Annotated in this window: 14 protein-coding genes; 7 read left to right on the forward strand and 7 right to left on the reverse strand. The window is 65.5% G+C overall.

From position 1 onward, the window contains the following. From ACCC97_RS11595 to ACCC97_RS11620, 6 genes are all read left to right on the forward strand, one after another. Complete coding sequence (locus tag ACCC97_RS11595; RefSeq protein WP_413332891.1) at positions 1-1,044, forward strand: Rieske 2Fe-2S domain-containing protein; 1,044 nt, start codon at positions 1-3, stop codon at positions 1,042-1,044. 19 nt (positions 1,045-1,063) lie between these two features. Next, positions 1,064-2,032, forward strand: coding sequence for a PDR/VanB family oxidoreductase (locus tag ACCC97_RS11600; RefSeq protein ID WP_413332893.1), 969 nt, complete (start codon positions 1,064-1,066; stop codon positions 2,030-2,032). 49 nt (positions 2,033-2,081) lie between these two features. Continuing rightward, a complete protein-coding gene (locus ACCC97_RS11605) occupies positions 2,082-3,188 on the forward strand; it encodes a porin (RefSeq protein WP_413332895.1) in 1,107 nt (368 codons plus the stop codon). 42 nt (positions 3,189-3,230) lie between these two features. After that, positions 3,231-4,547 (forward strand): MFS transporter, encoded by a 1,317-nt coding sequence (locus tag ACCC97_RS11610; protein ID WP_413332897.1) that lies wholly within the window; start codon positions 3,231-3,233, stop codon positions 4,545-4,547. A 639-nt stretch (positions 4,548-5,186) separates the two neighbouring features. Continuing rightward, a complete protein-coding gene (locus tag ACCC97_RS11615) occupies positions 5,187-7,409 on the forward strand; it encodes a M1 family metallopeptidase (protein WP_413332899.1) in 2,223 nt (740 codons plus the stop codon). A gap of 76 nt (positions 7,410-7,485) precedes the next feature. Next, positions 7,486-7,896 carry a hypothetical protein gene (locus tag ACCC97_RS11620; RefSeq protein WP_413332901.1) on the forward strand — a complete coding sequence of 137 codons (411 nt, stop codon included), beginning with the start codon at positions 7,486-7,488 and terminating at the stop codon, positions 7,894-7,896. Positions 7,897-7,995: 99 nt separating this feature from the next. On the opposite strand, the gene ACCC97_RS11625 is transcribed toward ACCC97_RS11620, so the two are convergent. From ACCC97_RS11625 to ACCC97_RS11655, 7 genes are all read right to left on the reverse strand, one after another. Continuing rightward, entirely contained in the window at positions 7,996-8,742 is a 747-nt protein-coding gene (locus ACCC97_RS11625; RefSeq protein ID WP_413332903.1) for a transporter substrate-binding domain-containing protein, read from the reverse strand. A 112-nt stretch (positions 8,743-8,854) separates the two neighbouring features. After that, positions 8,855-9,319, reverse strand: a complete 465-nt coding sequence (locus tag ACCC97_RS11630; protein ID WP_413332905.1) for a hypothetical protein — start codon at positions 9,317-9,319, stop codon at positions 8,855-8,857. Continuing rightward, on the reverse strand, positions 9,309-10,313 hold the full coding sequence (locus tag ACCC97_RS11635) for a M35 family metallo-endopeptidase (RefSeq protein WP_413332907.1): 1,005 nt from the start codon (positions 10,311-10,313) through the stop codon (positions 9,309-9,311). The genes ACCC97_RS11630 and ACCC97_RS11635 overlap by 11 nt, the downstream gene beginning before the upstream one ends. Positions 10,314-10,607: 294 nt before the next feature. Beyond that, entirely contained in the window at positions 10,608-11,435 is an 828-nt protein-coding gene (locus tag ACCC97_RS11640; protein WP_413332909.1) for a substrate-binding domain-containing protein, read from the reverse strand. 216 nt (positions 11,436-11,651) lie between these two features. Next, entirely contained in the window at positions 11,652-12,422 is a 771-nt protein-coding gene (locus ACCC97_RS11645) for a TIGR04325 family methyltransferase (protein ID WP_007834971.1), read from the reverse strand. Between the two features lie 90 nt (positions 12,423-12,512). Further along, entirely contained in the window at positions 12,513-13,406 is an 894-nt protein-coding gene (locus ACCC97_RS11650; RefSeq protein WP_007834970.1) for a response regulator transcription factor, read from the reverse strand. Next, the gene (locus ACCC97_RS11655) at positions 13,384-16,782 is read right to left on the reverse strand and encodes an ATP-binding protein (RefSeq protein ID WP_413332911.1); all 3,399 of its coding nucleotides are present in this window, start codon (positions 16,780-16,782) and stop codon (positions 13,384-13,386) included. The genes ACCC97_RS11650 and ACCC97_RS11655 overlap by 23 nt, the downstream gene beginning before the upstream one ends. A gap of 244 nt (positions 16,783-17,026) precedes the next feature. Here ACCC97_RS11655 and urtA point away from each other — a divergent pair, with 244 nt between their 5' ends. Beyond that, positions 17,027-18,292, forward strand: a complete 1,266-nt coding sequence (urtA, locus tag ACCC97_RS11660) for an urea ABC transporter substrate-binding protein (protein WP_056592157.1) — start codon at positions 17,027-17,029, stop codon at positions 18,290-18,292. Positions 18,293-18,331 lie beyond the last annotated feature (39 nt).

Raw genomic sequence — 18,331 nt, forward strand, 5'->3', positions numbered from 1 at the left:
ATGACCATCGCCATCACCCCCGTCTCCGCCGACCCGGTGGACCACCTGCTCGAGATCGGCCTGAAGGATCTCTGGTACCCGATCTGCCCCTCGCATTTCATCAAGGAGAACCCCATCTCTCTGCGCCGCCTCGGCCGCAAGCTCGCGCTGTGGCGCGACAACGAAGGCGTGCTGCATGCGCTGGAAGACCGCTGCCCGCACCGCGGCGCGCCGCTGTCGCAGGGCGTGGTGCTCGGCGACCGGCTTTCGTGCCCGTACCACGGCGTCGAGGTGCGCCACGACGGCGTCGTCACGCGCGTGCCCGGCAGCCCGGGCTGCAAGCTGGAAGGCTCGCAGGCCACGCGGCACTTTCATGTGCAGGAGCGCGCGGGCGCCGTGTTTCTCTACAACTCGAAGGAGCCGGTCGACGTGCCGCCGCCGCTCGTGCTGCCCGAGCAGCTGACCGATGACGCCGAGTACAGCAGCTTTCTCTGCTACACCGAGTGGAAGGGCGACTACCGCTACGTGCTCGACAACGTGATGGACCCGATGCACGGCACGTACCTGCACAAGCAGTCGCACTCGATGGCCGAGGGCGACTCGAGCGCCAAGTTCGGCATTCGCGCGACCGACATCGGCTTCGTGTTCGAGAAGGAAGGCCAGCGCAACGTCAACTTCGACTGGACCGAATGGGCCGACACCGGCATCCACTGGATGCGCCTCGAAATCCCGTACCCGAAGACCGGCGGCCCCGGCGGCAACTTCATCATCATCGGTGCCTTCTCGCCGATCGCGAAGGGCATGACGGCCACCTTCTTCTGGCGCGTGCGCAAGCTGCCGGCGGGCTGGGAGCGCGACACCTGGCGCTTCCTCTACAAGAATCGCCTGGAGGCGCGCCACTGGCACGTGCTGGAGCAGGACCGCGTGATGCTCGAAGAGATGGAGCCCGACGCCAACCAGCACGAGAACCTGTACCAGCACGACCTGGGCATCGTCCGCCTGCGCCGCCACATGCGCAACCTCGCGGTCGCCCAATTGGCCGAGGCCGAAGCCGCCACGGCCTGAACCGCAAGCGAGCATCGCCATGTCTTCTCCCACGCTGAACGCCCTCGTGCACACCATGCGCTACGAGGCCGACGGCATCGTCAGCGTCGAGTTCCGGCCGGCCACACCGGCGGTGGACTTTCCCGCCTTCGAGGCCGGCTCCCACATCGACCTGCACCTGCCCAACGGGCTGGTACGCAGCTACTCGCTGTGCAACCCTTCGAGCGACCGCCAGCGCTACGTGGTCGGCGTGCTCAACGACCGCAAGAGCCGAGGCGGCTCGCGCTACGTGCACCAACAGCTGCGCGTGGGCATGACGCTGCCCATCTCGGCGCCGCGCAACAACTTCAAGCTGGAAGAGGGCGCCGAGCGCTCGGTGCTGGTGGCAGGCGGCATCGGCGTGACGCCCATCTGGTGCATGCTGCAGCGGCTGGTGGCCATCGGCAAACCTGTCGAGATCCTGTACTGCGCACGCACCCGCAAGGAGGCGGCCTTCTGCGATGCCATCGAAGCGCTGGCGAAGGAAAAATCGGTACAACTCACTTGGCATTTCGACGACGAGAAGGGCGTTCCGCCCGACCTCGCGAAGCTGCTGGCCGGCAAGGGCACCACCAGCCACTACTACTGCTGCGGCCCGACGCCGATGCTCGACGCTTTCGAGAAAAGCTGCGAGCAACTCGGCTACGCCAACGCGCACATCGAACGCTTTGCCGCCGTGCACGTGGAGGCGCCCAGCGCCACGCAGAGCTGCATGGTGATGTGTGCAAAGAGCGGCAAGAGTGTCGAGGTGCCTCCGGGCAAATCGATCCTCGACAGCCTGATCGACGCCGGCCTCAACCCCGACCACAGCTGCAAGGAGGGCGTCTGCGGCGCTTGCGAGACCGCTGTGATCGAGGGCGAAATCGATCACCACGACGGCATCCTCACGAAGATCGAACGTGCGTCCAACAAGACCATGATGATCTGCGTCTCTCGCTGCAAGGGCGAGCGGCTGGTGCTGGACATCTGAACAAGGCCACAACCCAAAGACGGCCGAGAAAAACCAACCGAGACATTCAATGAAAAAGTACTTGATCGCGATGGCTGCGGCCACCGCGGCTGGCGCAGCGCTGGCCCAATCTTCCGTCACGCTCTTCGGCGTGGTCGATGCCGCCGTCACCTATACCACGGGCAGCGGCGACGGTTCGGCCCACAAGACGCAGCTGACCAACAGCGGCAACATGTTCAGCCGCCTGGGCTTTCGCGGCACCGAAGACCTGGGCGGCGGCTACTCCGCCAACTTCTGGATGGAGATGGGCCTGCAGAACGACAGCGGGCAGGGCTTTCCGTCGAACTCGAACAACCAGGCCAGCGGCAACGGCACCGCGGGCATCCTGAGCTTCAATCGCCGCTCGACGGTGAGCATTGCGGGCCCCTTCGGCGAAGTGCGGCTGGGGCGCGACTACGTGCCGGCGTTCTGGAACACGGCCATCTTCGATCCCTTCGGCACGGGTGGTGGCATCGGCGCCAACCAGATCTATTTCTCGGGCCTCGGCGGCCTGGTGGCACCCACCGGCACGCGCGCGTCGAACAGCGTCGGCTACTTCCTGCCGGCCAATCTTGGCGGCTTCTACGGGCAGGTGATGTATGCCATGGGCGAGAACGCTTCCAACTCGGTGCTGCCGAACACGCTGGTGTCGAACAAGCACGACGGCGAGCATACCGGCGCGCGCTTCGGCTACCAGAGCGGCGGACTCAACGTGGCCCTGGCCACCGGCCGCACGCGCTACGCGAGCGGCGACCTGCGCGTGACCAACCTCGGCGCGGCCTATACCTTCGATGCCTCGCTCATGAACCTCAAGCTCACGAGCGAGCTGTACAAGGAATCGAAGGGCAGCACCGACGCCAAGGGCGCGCTCATCGGCTTCCATCTGCCCATCGGGCCGGGAGAGATCAAGGCCTCGTATGCACGCTACAAGCTCGAGCCCGCCAACGGGGCGCTCAAGCCCACGTCGTCGAAGCTGGCCATCGGCTATGTGCACAACCTGTCGAAGCGCACGGCGCTGTACGCCACCATCGCGCGCATCAGCAACAAGAACGGTGCGTCGCAGGCCCTGGCGGGCGCGATCACCATGCCGAACCGCGCCTCCAGCGGCACCGAGTTCGGCATGCGCCACATGTTCTAGGCGCGCAGGCGCGTCATCACCCTCACACTGGCAGGACAGATCATGCAGAGCAAGAACTTTCGTTGGTACGGCGTCCTCACGCTGTTCGTGATCGTTGCGATCTCCTACGTGGACCGCATCAACATCGCGGTACTGATCACCGATGCCGCGTTCCTGAACCACGTGGGCATCGCTGCCACCGACCGCGTGAGCCAGGGCTTCCTGGCGACGGCCTTCATGCTGGGCTATGGCGTATCGGCTTTCGTGCTCACGCCGTTCTGCTCGGCCTTGTTCGGCGTGCGGCGCAGCCTGGTCTACGGACTGGTCCTCTGGGGCGTGGTGACGTGGGTCTCGCCGATGCTCCACAGCTACGGCCTGTTGCTGGCCTCGCGCGTGCTGCTGGGCGTTTCGGAAGGGCCGCTGTTCTCGCTGGCCTCGTCGTACATCAAGGCGCATTTCCGCAGCGACGAGAACGGCAAGCCCAACGCCTTCGTCAACATGGGCACGGGGCTGGGGCTGGCCATCGGTTATCCGCTGGTGGGCTGGCTGCTCACCCGGTTCGCGTGGGACACCTCGTTCCACGTGCTCGGTGTGCTGAACATCGTGCTCGGCATTCCGCTGGTGCTGGCCTTCGTGCGCATGCCGCCCGCGCATGCCGACGGTGTCAAGCCTTCGTCGTTCGGCGAGGCGATGGCGCGCGTGGGCGGCATCGTGAAGGGTGCGCTGCACACGCGGCATCTGTTCCTCATCACGCTGCTGACCTCGGCCGCGCTCGCCTACCTGTGGGGCAGCAGCAACTGGCTGCCGACCTACCTGCGCGAGGCGCGCGGCTTCTCGATGCGCGAGATGGGTTGGCTGGCCTCGCTGCCGCAGTACGCCACCGTGCTCGCGGTGTTCGTGGGCGGCGTGCTGATCGACAAGGTCGGGCGCGAGCGCGTGCCCTTCATCTTCATGGGCGCGAGCGCGGGCGTGGCGCTGTCGGTGCTGATGGCCATCAACGCGAGCGACCCGTATGCGGCGGCGTGCTGCCTCGTGGCGGCCAATTTCTTCTGGGGCCTGCAGAGCCCGGCCATTCCGAGCACGGTGCAGTACTGCTCGCGGCCCGAGCACACGGCCAGTGCGTTCGGCGTGACCAATGGTGCCGGCAGCCTGGTGGCGGGCTTCATGCCGGCGTTGATGGGCGGCGTGATCAGCGCTGTGTCGCATGGTTCGGGCGCATTGGGCGCGGCCGCGGCTTCGGCCGCCTCCGCCTCGGGCTTCTTCGCGGGCTTTGCGCTACTGATCGGCACGCAGGTGGTGGTGTTCGGCTGCGGCTTCATGCTGTGGCTGCGGGACCGTACGCCACCGGCGGTGGGCGTGTCTCAGTCGCAGGCTTCATAGCTGTTCCGCCGCAGAAATCCGATGCTGTGGCTGCAAGGTCACAGCGAATGCGCGCGGCATACGCGGCAGGCGACGCATGCGATGAACCATCTTCGTACCGCATGGCACACGCGATGTGCGGTGACTCCATTCGGCCTATCGCGCGCGAACATTTTGAGAGGGAAAAGTTCCGCGATCCGTTGAGCGAATGTGTGCGATCAGATAAAACTGAGCGCACACCAATGGACGAGGGAATGCGCGTGAAATCAACGACAAGAGCCGCAGAGAGTCTTGCCATCGCCGAGATGGCCCGTGCCGCTTGCACTTCGCGCAAACGCACCGCTTCGATATCCGGGCACTGAACGCAAGCCTTCGCGCTACAAGCCCGCGTTCGCATCCCACCACCCCGCGTTTCGACGGGAATGGAACCTCTTACGCCCCGCATCCTGGGACCACCGCTTCTTGCGCGGTGTGGCTTTGCATGACCGTGTGGTCCTGACGAACGCAAGCGTTCGCCGGGAGGGCATCGTGTTGCCCTTTTCTTTCAGATAACCCCGTTGTTCATCTCATCACCGCGCGCGTCACGCGCATCGCCGGCTATCCGCCGGTGCATGCGGGGCGGCGCATGTTTCTTCTTACCAAGAGTACCCAGAGGCGATCATGAAAAAATTCAGTACACCCGTCGTCAATCATCTTGCCATCACGGCGGTGACCCTTGCCGTGCTGACGGCATGCGGTGGCGGTGGAGACAGTGGTGGCGGTTCGCTCGGTGGCGCAGGCGTCGGTCTCGGTGCGCCATCGGAGCCGGTCGCTTCCGCTCCGGCGTCCGATCCCACGGCGAAGGCACCCGACGATGGCGCGCCCACCGTGGCGGCGGTCGACCGTACGGCCAAGCCCATGGAGCTGCCCGACACCGTCTGGCCGAGCAACTACAAGCTGTGGTTTCGCCCCGATGCGGCGCTCAAGACCTTCGTGGGCCGCGGCGACGTGGAGATCGAGGTGCTCAAGCCGGTCGATGCCATCGTCGTCGCCGCGCACAACCTGAACTTTGCCAAGGGCCGCACCACGCTGCGCAAGGTGTCGAAACCCGGCGAGGCGATCCCGCTGATCCCCACGCCGCAGACGCTCGGCGACTTCGTGCAGCTGCGCTTGAACGACGGTCAGATCGCCAAAGGCAAGTACCTGCTGCACATGGAGTGGGACGGCAAGATCCAGTTCTCCGATGCCGAGTACTGCCCACCCGCCGAAGTGGCGCGCAACCCGTTCTGCTCGGCCGCCACCGGCGTCTTCAAGGTGGGCCTTTCCACACCCGAAGGCGTGAGCAGCGACGCCATCGTGACGCAGGGCGAAACCAACTATGCGCGCCAATGGTTCCCGGGCTGGGACGAGCCGGCCTTCCGCCACACCTTCGAGATCTCGGCCGAGGTGCCGGGTGACTGGAAGACCGTGTCGAACGGCGCGCAGACCGAGGCGACGAAGCTGCCCGACGGCTACCAGCGCGTGGCCTTCGAGAAGACGCCTTCGATGCCGATGTACCTGGCCTTCTTCGGTGGCGGCAAGTTCGACATCCTGGCCGACACCTTCAAGAACCCGCTCGACGGCAGCGACATGCCGCTGCGCTGGTTCACGCCGCCGGGCCGCTCCGACTGGGCGAAGTTCGCGATGGAGTGGACCAAGGTGTCGATGGACTACTACTACAAGTACACCGGCATCCCGCTGCCCTTCAAGAAGTTCGATACCGTCGCGGCCAACGACAGCTACGACAACAAGCCCAACACCGGCTTCGGCGGCATGGAGAACTGGGGCTCGATCTTCGAGTTCGCCGACCGCGTGCTGACCAAGCCGGGCGACACGCCGACGCTGTACTCGGTGACGGTGGTGACGCACGAGGTGGCGCACCAGTGGTTCGGCGACCTGGTCACGCTCGACTGGTGGGACAACGTGTGGCTCAACGAATCGTTTGCGCGCTGGTTCGAACGCCGCACCACGATCAAGTTCCACCCCGAGTACTACAGCTTCTCCGACTACGTGCTGGACAAGCACAACGTGATCGTGGCCGACCTGAAAAGCACGGCCGTGCCGGTGCAGCGCAACCTCAACGATGCGGGTTCGTTCGGCTTCATCAGCCCGTCGATCTTCGTCTACAACAAGGGCAGCCACGTGCTGGAGACCATCCAGAACTACATCGGCGAAGAGGCGATGCAGAAGGGCCTGCAGATCTACCTGAAGGACTACGCGTTCGGCAACGTCACGCCTTCGCGCCTGTGGAGTTCGCTGGAGAAGGCGACCGACAAGAAGGTCAGCGAGATTGGCGACAGCCTGATCCGCCAGACCGGCATTCCGCTGCTCACGGTGGACGCGCAGTGCGCGGGCAACAGCACCTACGTGAACATCACGCAGGAGTCGTTCCCCAACCAGAACGTGTACCCGGCCTCGACGTGGACCATCCCCGTCACGCTGGCGTACGGCGACGCGATGGACCAGCGCAAGACCTTCGTGATGTCGAACAACAGCACGCAGGTGGAACTGCCTGGCTGCACGGCGGTGCTGGCCGGGCCGACCGGGCAGGACTACTACGTGAGCAACTACAGCGCGCAGTCGTGGAGTGCGCTGCTGGCCAAGGCGCAGAGCTTTGCCGGCAACAAGCCGCTGCTGCTGAACATCGAGCGCGATGCGTTCCGGCTGCTGAGCGTGGGGCGCATCACGCAGGCGCAGTACGACCAGATCAAGGGCGTGCTGAACCTGCCGGCGACGCTGCTGGCCAAGACGCAGGTCAGCGAGCAGAAGATGGCGGCGGTGGCCACCGGTGCGGAGAAGGAGGAGTACCCGCATGCGCTGCGCTTCCAGGGCGGCCTGAAGCTGCGCGAGAACCTCAAGCGCTGAACGTTGTTTGAAACCCCGGCGCGCACCGTCCGGCATGCCTGCAGGGCGGCGCGCGCCTCATCACACCGGGATCATCATGAATACAGCATTGAAATGGTTGGCCATGAGCGCTTGCGCCATGTTGCTGGGCGCTTGCGGCGCAAGCAATGGCGGGCCAGAGGCCGAACTGGTCGGGGTCTACGCCGTGAAGCAGAACGGTGCGCTCAAGGAACTGGTCAAGATCGAGCGGCAGGGCGACCGCTACGTGATGCGCGACAAGGTGCGCACGCCCGAATGGAGCGAGCCGAAGATGCAGATGCAGCCCGTGACGCGCGAGCGCTGGAGCCGCATCACGACCGACACGGAGAACACGTCCTTCGTCGGCATCACGAGCGACCAACTCGGCATCTTCAAGGTGCCGCCTGGGTGGCAGAAGAACGGCTTCAAGACGCAGACAGGGTACTTCCTGTTCTACTCACAAGGGCCTGTGGAGGCGTACAAGCTTTGATTCGCGCTGCGTGTTCGGGGCGTCGCTCACGCCGACGGGGACATTCGCGGAGGGAAGTACCCGGTGGCCTGTGCACGCGCCCTGAACAGGAGCGCTCAACTACGGCGCAACGATTGCACCCTCGATGCGATGGCGTTTCAACGCATCGGCAACAAAGCCCGAAGCCTTCATCTCCTCGACAAAGGCAGCAAGCAGCGCCTGCGCCTCGGCGCCCCGGCTGGCCGGCGTACCCATCGCCTGCTGGATCACCATGAAGCGCCCAGGCAGCACACGCACACCCGGCGCGCGGGCAGCCTCGCCTTCGAGCAGCTGGCGGATGCCCGCTGCCACCTCGACCTGGCCCGCGCGCAATGCGGCGAGCGCAGGGCCGGCACCCTGGAGGCGCACGATCTCGGCGGCCTTGATCTCGCGTGTGAGGAACAGGTCGTAGGCGCTGCCCGAGCCGACCGAGATGCGATGGCCTTCGGCATCGACCTGCGCGTTGTCGGTCAGCGCCGACGATTCGGGCACGAGGTAGCTGCCTTCGATCAGCACGTAGGGTGCCGTGAAGCGCAGCCCTTCGCTGCGCGCGGGGTCGACTGCGAAGAAGCCGATGTCGGCTTTCTCGTTCTTCACCGCGTCCACCGAGGCCGCGGCCTTCTCGAACACCACCAGCTCGATGCCCACGCCAAGGCGCCGCGCGAACTCGCGGGCAAGGTCGATCGATACGCCGACAGGCTCACCCGTGGCGGCGTCCTTGTTGGCGAGGATCGGATTGCCGAGGTTGATCGAGGCGCGCAGCGTGCCGCCGGGCGCAAAGGCGGAAACGAGGGCGGGGGAGGCCGTTGTCGGTCGAGGCTGGGTCATGGCGTTGGGCGTCGATGAAGGCTGGGAATGCGTACCAGTTTACGGCCCGACAGGCAACCGGGCAGTGATGAGGAGGGCCGGCTCCCCACCGGTCTGCATCAACAGGCCAAGACTAACGGCCGGGCTGAAAACCGGGGGTAGGGACTGGGTTGCAGTCCGGCAAAGGAAAAGCCTTTTGATCGGGATAGAGCTGTACTACGGCAAAGTCATTGCTTGATCCGTAGGCCATTTGCTCCCGGTAAGGGTGCGAAATAGTCCTTACCTGGATATCAGTGGGGAACAGTGCTTTGAGCGCGCGTGCGGCGCTCTCCGCTCGTTGCTTCGCCCGTTTCTCGGCCCCTCGCAGTGGCTCATCCGGAGTTCTTAGCGAGGCGCCCGCTTCAACTGAGGCGTAATCGAATTTTGGGTACTGTGAAGTCGCGCCGTCGATCCATGCAGCCAACTTGACTATTTGAGCTTTATCCAGATCAGATGTACCCGCTCCGAACGCGAGCGATGTCTGGACGATGTACTGGCAAGCCGAGGCGTTGGTACAGATCGTGAATGTCAGCAGTATTGAAAGTGCTCTAGCGAGCATGGAAAACCTCGTCCCAGACCACGTAGCCAGCGATGCTATCAGCGTTGCTTCGCATTCTTTGCGGGTCTGTTTTCGCGGCCTCGCGAGAAGACCTAAGGTAGTACAGAGCATCAAAACTTCCAAAGCAGTCGTTGAAATGCGTGACCTCGTGAATAAGCGTTGAGAGCTTTGAATCCTGATCGGCAGAAATGGGGCGAAGCGCGCAGAACTTGATATTGATCGCGATGGTATGGGTAGCGGTATCTGGCTTGCAAACACCCGCAGCCGCATCATCCGCGTTGCTCGGCAAGATGCAACCGACATGCTTGAGTGCTGTTTCCGAGTAGCGCACGAAGTTTCTGGCATCGAGCCCTCGAAGCACTTGCACGCATGCCTTCAAGCCCTGTTGCATGTATTCGCGGGTGCTCTGGTCGGCCACGCCAAACCAATCTTTCACTCGGGATCTATCAGCCTCATTCCATCGCTCCAACTCGGGGAGCCGCTTCCCGGAAATGAGCGATACCGCCTTGTCGCGCAGTTCCAGCACCGTGGTCACAAGCTCCTTGTTCGTCATGTTGGGACAGATGTTTTCGGTCTGTTCGGCCTCGGCTGGGTGCGCGACACCTGCATCCACCACTTTCTTCAACGCCGCCATCTCCGAAGGCGCGGCGGCAACCAACATGGCCATTGCTGCCACGCTCGGTTCGGCTCCAGCGGCGTACCACGCACCGTCGTCGTATGTTGATGTGTGCTGCAGTGTGGCAAGCAGGGGCTGTGGCATCGGGCAGTGGCAGATCACCACGTCGCCTTCCAGCGCGGCCTCTGAAATGAATTGAAGACGCCGTGGCCCTCCTGCCTTGGCGATGATGCCCACGCTGTTGCAGCCCTCACAGTAGGCCCTGCCGCCTATCAACGCGATGCGGTGGCCATACAGACCGAACATCGGACCGTCGTAAGGCAGAACCCGCCCGCCAAGTGCCGGCGGATCGCCGACGACAAGAATTTTTCGCTCCATTTGGCACGCTCCCAGTAGATGACGGGGCGTTGTACGTGGCTGTGCGCACTGACACTGTTGCCCATCGTCAACCGGCTGGTCGTTTGTCACGAAGGCCGACGTTTTCGGCCTGTATCGGGCTGGCGAAGTTAGAACAAATCTGCGGGCTTGGCCTCCGGTTCGCAGCTGTCGATGATCAACGTCTGCTGATTGGCCCGGTATCCCGTGCACGCCAGTGCTCGCGCGAGACCCCGGCGCCGCACGTGCGCGTCGAGTTCTTCCGGTGTGATGGCCGCACGCTCTGACGGTGCGCGCTCAACGTGCCGACAGCGGCTCCAGCCCCGTCTTCGCGATGGTCGGCGCCGCGGCCGGGGAGTTGAGATAGCGGATCAGCTGCCGCGCCGCATCGGGCTGCTTCGACGCGGTGGCGATGCCGGCCGAGAACACCGTCACGCGCTGCACCTCGGCGGGCAGCGGACCGATGTAGTCGATGCCCTCGATGGGCAGCAGCTCGCTCACCTGCTGCAGGCCGAGCGCCGCGTCGCCGCGCGCCACCACCGAGCCCACGCGCTCGCTCAGGATGCGCTTGCTCTTGGGTTTCACCTGGTCTTCGATGCCCAGCTTCTTGAGCAGCTCGGTCTCGTAGTAGGTGCCGCTCGCGCTCGCCGAGTAGGCGATCGACGGTGCCGCGAGCAGCGTGCGCTTGAGCGCGTCGACCGTGCCGATGTCCGGCTTGGGCGCGCCCTTGCGCACCGCGAAGCCAATGGACGAGCGCACCAGGTCGACCTGGCTGCCCGCCACCACCTTGCCCTGCGCCACCAGCGCATCGAGCGCCGGGCGCGCGAGGATCACGACGTCGGCCGGCTCGTTGCGCGCCAAGCGGCTGGGGATCGAGTCGGTGGCGTTGCCCATCGAGGCGCCATAGGCGGTTTTGACGGTGCGGCCGCTGCTGCGCTCGAACTCCGGGCGCAGGTCGTTGTAGGCGGCGGTGAAGCCGCCCGAGGTCATGACGTGGATGTCTTCGCCCGCAGGCTTGTTGCCGCCGCCGAGGGTGCCGCAGCCGGCGAGCGCGAGGGCTGCGATCAGCGGCAAGGCAGCGCGGCGGGTGAGGGCGAGGAAGGGGGAAGGAAGGGGCTTTGTCACGATGTCTCCGGGAGGAAGAAAAGGCCAGTGGCCTGGAGGCCGCCTGTCGTTTGCCTATCGTAGAGGCCGGAGCTGTCATTCCGCCTTCAGCGGATTCGGGGTTATCACCGAGGCGACACGGCTTGTCGGGTGCATCGGCGGATCGCGGCTGCCTGGACGCCGCATCTCTTGATCGACCGGCAGGGACGCTCCTTTCCCGCCGGCCGGGTTGGCGCATCAATCGACGAGGTCGAAACAGCAGCCCGCGTAGTACGGCTTGTCGCCGCCAGCGACGAAGGGCACCTCGATCGGCTTGCCCTCGTTGCGCCACACGTCGCGCTTCCTGTAGCCCGAGCGTGCGAGATCGGCCAGGAGTTCGTCGTGGTGCTGGATGCGGTAGGCGCACACGGCCACGCCGATGCTGTTGAGCGTGTAGATCGTGCGCTCGGGGTGCACGGCCGTGGTGTTCATGATGATGCGCCTCGGCTTCACGGCCAGCGCGGAAAGAATCGCGTCCATGCGCGTCGGCAGGTACTGCAGGCTGCCCGAGACATACAGCACGTCGCAGCCGCTCGCATCGCGGTAGTCGGTGGTGAAGCCGAGCTGCGCGGTGGCTTCCCGCTTCACGGCCATCGCGCGGCCGCTCTCGACCACGCCGGGCACGTCGCACACGGTCCATTGCAGGGTGGCGGGGTAGCTCAGCACGCGCCGGAATGCGTAGTATTTGATGCCGACGTGCCCGCCGAGGTCGAACACGCGCGTCAGCCCCGCATCGATGGAGCGCCCCAGCCAGAAGAGGCCGGGATAGTCGTAGAAATAGATCTGCGGGCTGTAGAGGTCGCTCGCATCGGCATTGGCATAGCCCACGGCTTTGGAGGGCGGCGCGCCGGCCTCGGCCGCCGCGAAGCTCTCGAACGAGCCCATGAAGAGGTTCTCGTCCGTGTTGTTCAGGAACTTGCGCCTGTACGCACTTTCGCGGGGAGGAAACTGCAGAAGGCTTGAGAGCATTGTTGACTCCGGTGGCGTTCTCATTTTGAATGCAACCAAAGTATTCGCGACCTATAGCCCCGTGCCGTTGGGGCGGTTACCCCATGGGGGTTACATACCGCTCGCCAGCGCCGCCGCAGCCGCCCGCGTCTCCACCCCCAGCTTCTCGAAGATGTGCTCCAGGTGCTTGTTCACCGTGCGCGGGCTGGTGCCGAGGATGTCGCCGATGTCGCGGTTGGTCTTGCCCTTGGCGAGCCAGGAGAGCACCTCGGTCTCGCGCGGCGTGAGGGCGGCATCGGCCAGCCGGGCCGCCGGGCCTTCACGCTGGATGGCGAACAGCAGCATCGTCTCGCCGAGCGCCGCGGCGCCGAGGTTGCGCACCGACAGCCGCATGCCCGTGGCGGTGCCGATGGCAATGGCCGCGCCCGGCGCCAGCGCCGGTTCCAGCGACGCGGGCAGCAGGCCCGGCGCCACCGGGTCTTCCAGCGCGTGCAGCCACAGCGCGGCCTGCGGCGAGCGCCACGCGATGCGCCCGCGCGTGTCGACGAACACCACGCCCATGCCGGCCACATCGACCGCGTCGCGTGCCATGCGCGTGATGCGGGCGTTGCGCGCGTGCGTGTGCAGCCGCGCCAGCACCTCCTGAGCGCGGATCGGCTTCACCACGTAGTCGACGCCGCCGCACTCGAAGCCCTCGACCACGTGCGAGGTTTCCGACAGGCCCGTCATGAACAGCACCGGGATGTGCGCGAGCGCCGGGTTGGCCTTGATGCGCCGGCAGGTCTCGAAGCCCGAGAGACCGGGCATCAGGCCGTCGAGCAGGATCGCATCGGGCACCACGAGTTCGAGCCGCTGCAGCGCGGCCTCGCCGTCGACCGCCACCAGCACGGTGTAGCCGCTGGCCTCCAGCGTGTCGCACAGCATGCCGAGGCTGCTGGGCGCGTCGTCCACCACCAGCACCACGGGCCGTTCGGATGACGATTCAGGGGGCGAGGGTGTCTGCATCTTCGGCCAGTGCGTTGCGGAGGTTGTCGAGTTCGAAGCGCACGACCATGCCGCGCAGCCAGGTGCAGGTCGATGCGGCGGCGGGCGAGGCGGCTGCCAGCCGGTCGAGCGCCGTGTGCAGGCCGCGCACGTGGCCCATCTGCACGAGGCGCATGAGTTCGGCGCGGTCGTCTTCCGAAAGAGCGAGTTGCCGGGGGCGCTGCAGCGCTTCTTCTGCTTCACCCGCGAGAGGCGCGAGCGTATCGGCGGTCGACAGCCATTCGAGCCCGAGGTGGCGCTCCAGCGTGGCGATCAGCTCCGACTCGATCACCGGCTTGCCCACAAAGGCCTGGCAGCCTGCCGCTTGCAGTCGCTCGTTCTTGTTCTCGAACATGTTGGCCGAGACGATGATGATCGGGATATCCCCGAAGCCCGAGGCGCGCACCGAGGTGGCGGTCTGCCAGCCGTCCATGTCGTCCATCGTCAGGTCGAGCAGGATGGCCGATGGCAATTCTTCGCGCAGGCTGTCGAGGCACTCGGTGCCGCTTGCGGCCTCGCGTATCTCGAAGCCCAGCGGCACGAGCATGCCGGCCAGCATCTGGCGCTGCACGGGCTGGTCATCGACCACCAGCAGCGTGCGGCGCGCGCCGATGTAGCCCGACACGGGCTGCCGCGGTGCGCCGGCCTTGGCCTGCGGGCCGGGGTCGGCCACCTCGCGCAGGTACACGCGCACGCTGAAGGTGCTGCCCTGCGACGATGTCGATGCCAGCCTGAGCTCTCCGCCCATCAGCGAGGTGAGCAGCCCGGTGATGGTGAGGCCCAGCCCCGTGCCCGGCTCGCCACGGCGGCGGCCCGCTGCGCCGCGCTCGAAGGGCAGGAAGATGCGCTGATGGTCCTGCGGCGCGACGCCGATGCCGGTGTCGACCACGTCGAAGCGCAGTACCTCGCGCCGCGCATCCACATGCAGCGTGACCGTACCGCTGTCGGTGAATCGCACGGCATTGGTCAGCAGGTTGATGAGGATCTGCCGCAGCCATTTCGCATCGGCGTGCACCCACGGCGGCAACCGCCCTGCATGCGTGCAAACGAAGGCCAGGCCCTTGTTCTCGGCCTGCGGGCGCACCATGTGCACGAGCTGGTCGAGAAACGCGGGCAGCGCGAGCGGCGCGGGTTCGAGCTGCAGCCGGCCGGCCTCGATGCGCGCCAGGTCGAGCAGCCCGTCGATCAGGCCCAGCATGTGCTCGCCGCTGCGGTGAATGGTCTGCACCGCCTCGCGCGGGGGCGCGACCGCGTCGCCCTTGAGCAGGATCTGCGAGTAGCCCAGGATGCTGTTGAGCGGCGTGCGCAACTCATGCGTCATGCCGGCCACATAGCGCGTCTTGGCCTGGTTCGCGGCCTCGGCGGCTTCCTTGGCGGTCTGCAGTGCGGCGTCTGTGCGGCGGTGCGCCTCGATCTCGAGCGCGAGCAGGTTGTTGTGGCGCATCGATTCTTCCTGCGCCATCTGCCGGCTCTCGCTGCCCAGCACCACCCACCATGCGGCGACCGCGGCCACCACCGAGAGCAGCGCGAACACTTTCAGGAAGGCCGTGGCCATGACCGAATCGCTCGTGCCCGCCAGCGCCTCCTGCGCATAGACCACGCCGACCACGGTGGCCAGCAATGCAATGAGCGAGGTGGCGATCAGCAGGTAATGCGCCACGCGGAAGTTGAGCCGCGCCGACAGCGCCGGCGGCAGCAGCGCCTGCAGCCAGCCGCTCATCTGCTCGGCCGCGCGCGAGTCGGTCTTGCAGCGGTCGTGGCAGCGCGATTCGAGCGTGCAGCACAGCGAGCAGATCGGTGCGCTGTAGGCCGGGCAGTGCGCCATGTCTTCCGACTCGAAGCTGTTGTCGCATACCGAGCACTTCACGTTCTGGCCGGGCGTCCAGCGGTCGATGTCGTGGCGCGCGAGGTAGTAGCGCCCGCGCGTGCGCCAGGCCAGCAGCGGCGACACGGCCATGGCTGTCACCAGCGCGATGAAGGGCGAGAAGGCTTTTGCCCAATGGCCGAGCACGCCCGAGTAGGCCAGCATCGCCAGCGCGGCGGCCACCAGCATCGCCACCAGCCCGACCGGGTTGATGTCGTACAGGTGCGCGCGCTTGAACTCGATGGTCTTCGGGCTCCACCCCAGCGGCTTGTTGATGACCAGGTCGGCCACCAGCGCGCCGACCCAGGCGATGGCGATGTTGCTGTAGAAACCCAGCACGTGCTCCAGCGCCGCGAACACGCCGAGCGCCATCAGCAGGATCGCGATGACCACGTTGAACACCAGCCACACCACGCGCCCCGGATGGCTGTGCGTGAGCCGCGCGAAGAAGTTCGACCATGCCAGCGAACCCGCGTAGGCGTTGGTGAGGTTGATCTTCATCTGCGAGACCACCACGAAGAGCACCGTGATGCCCAGCACCCAGGCCGGGTCGCGCAGCACGTACGAGAAACCGGTGAGGTACATCTGCGTCGGCTCGATCGCATGGATGCCGGGTATCTCGTGCTGCAGCGCGAGGAAGGCAAGGAAGGCCCCGCCCATCATCTTCAGCATGCCCGGCACGATCCAGCCCGGCCCCGCGATCAGCACCGCGGCCCACCAGCGGCCCCGGTTGGCGGCTGTCTTCTCGGGCAGGAAGCGCAGGTAGTCGACCTGTTCGCCGATCTGCACCACCAGCGAGAAGGCCACCGTGGCGGCCGCTCCGAACATCAGTGGGTCGAAGCCGCTGCTGTCGGAGGTGCGGCCCACGAGGCCGGTGAAGTCGGCGTAGAGCTCGGGCTTCTTCACCATCACCGCGATGAAGGGGCAAACGAACAGCACGATCCAGATCGGCTGCGTCCACAGCTGCAGCCCCGAGATGAGCGTGATGCCGCGCGCCACCAGCGGAATGATGACGATGGACGACACCAGGTACAGCAGCCACAGCGGCCAGTCCAGGTACATCTGCAGTGCCAGCGCGAGGATGGCCGCCTCCAGCGCGAAGAAGATGAAGGTGAAGCTCGCGTAGATCAGCGAGGTGAGCGTGGAGCCCAGGTAGCCGAAGCCCGCGCCGCGTGTGAGCAGGTCCATGTCCACGCCGTGGCGCGCCGCGTAGTACGAGATCGGCAGGCCGGTAAGGAAAGTGATGAGCCCCACCACCAGGATGGCCCACAGCGCGTTCGAGAAGCCGTAGCTCAGCCCGATGGCACCGCCGATGGCCTCCAGCGCCAGGAACGAGGTGGCACCGAAGGCCGCATTGGCCACGCGGAACTCCGACCATTTGCGAAAGCTGCGCGGCGTGTAGCGCAGCGCGTAGTCCTCCAGCGTTTCGTTCGCGACCCAGGCGTTGTAGTCGCGGCGGATGCGAAAGATCTTCTGTCCGGAGACGGATTGCATGGCGGGTTCTCGCGGCGGCGGTGGCATGAGGGCGGACACAGCAAGAAGCGCTCCCTGGTTGCATTGCCGCCAATGTCGTGCCTTCGAGTCTGCAGGCAGGGCGCCTGCGCACCGCTACGTTGAATGACGTATTCGCGAGTACGCAGGTGATTTCTAAAGTGCCAGCCATGGTGCTCGGGGCACCGTCCGATGCACTGTGATGGTGCGCGGCCCTACTTTCCAACAACCTGCCTGGAGTTTCCTGATGTCGCGTGATTCCGATCTTTCTCTCGATGCCCTGGCATTGCGCCGCCGCCGTCTGCTGCAGGGCGCCGCCGCGTTGCCCGTGTTGGGCCTGAGCGGCCTCAGCTTCGGCCAAGGACAGTTCCCCACGGCCAAGGTGAACACCACCAAGCTCGCTGTGACCGACACCGAGGTGACGGTGGGCCAGCTGCACTCGTCTTCCGGCACCATGGCCATTTCGGAGACCGGCTCCATCCAGGCCGAGCAGCTCGCCATCGACCAGATCAACGCGATGGGCGGCATCCTCGGCCGCAAGATCAAGGTCATCAAGGAAGACGGCGCCTCCGACTGGCCAACCTTTGCAGAGAAGTCGAAGAAGCTGCTCGTCAACGACCACTGCGCCGCCGTGTTCGGCTGCTGGACCAGCGCCTCGCGCAAGGCCGTGCTGCCGGTGTTCGAGAAAGAGAACGGCCTGCTGTACTACCCGACCTTCTACGAAGGCCTGGAGCAGAGCAAGAACGTGATCTACACCGGCCAGGAAGCCACGCAACAGATCATCTGGGGCCTGGACTGGGGCGCGAAGGAGAAGAAGGCCAAGACCTTCTTCCTGGTGGGCTCCGACTACATCTGGCCGCGCACCTCGATGAAGATCGCGCGCAAGCACATCGAGAATTTCCAGAAGGGTTCGGTCAAGGGCGAGGAGTACTACCCGCTGGGCCACACCAACTTCAACTCGCTGATCAACAAGATCAAGGTGGCAAAGCCCGACTGCATCTTCGCGGCGGTGGTGGGTGGCTCGAATGTGGCTTTCTACAAGCAGTTGAAGGCCGCGGGCATCACCGGCGACAAGCAGTTCCTGCTGACGCTGGCCGTGACGGAAGACGAAATGACCGGCGTGGGTGGCGAGAACTTCGCGGGCTTCTACTCGTCGATGAAGTACTTCCAGTCGCTGGACAACGCGAACAACAAGAAGTTCGTGGAAGCCTTCAAGGCGAAGTACGGCAAGGATGCGGTGATCGGCGACGTGACGCAGGCGGGGTATCTGGGGCCGTGGCTGTGGAAGGCGGCGGTGGAGAAGGCCGGCAGCTTCGATGTGGACAAGGTCGTGGCCGGTTCGCCGGGGATCGAGCTGAAGACGGCGCCCGAGGGGTACGTGAAGCTGGATGCGAACCACCACCTGTGGAGCAAGGCGCGCATCGGGCAGGGGCAGCTGGACGGGACGTTCAAGGTGGTGGCGGAGTCGGCTGAGCTCATCAAACCCGATCCGTTCCCCAAGGGCTATCAGTAATCCTGTCTTTCTCCCTCCCCCTCTGGGGGAGGGCAGGGG

The organism is Variovorax sp. Varisp85, from assembly GCF_047304045.1.
Classification (GTDB): Bacteria; Pseudomonadota; Gammaproteobacteria; order Burkholderiales; family Burkholderiaceae_C; genus Variovorax.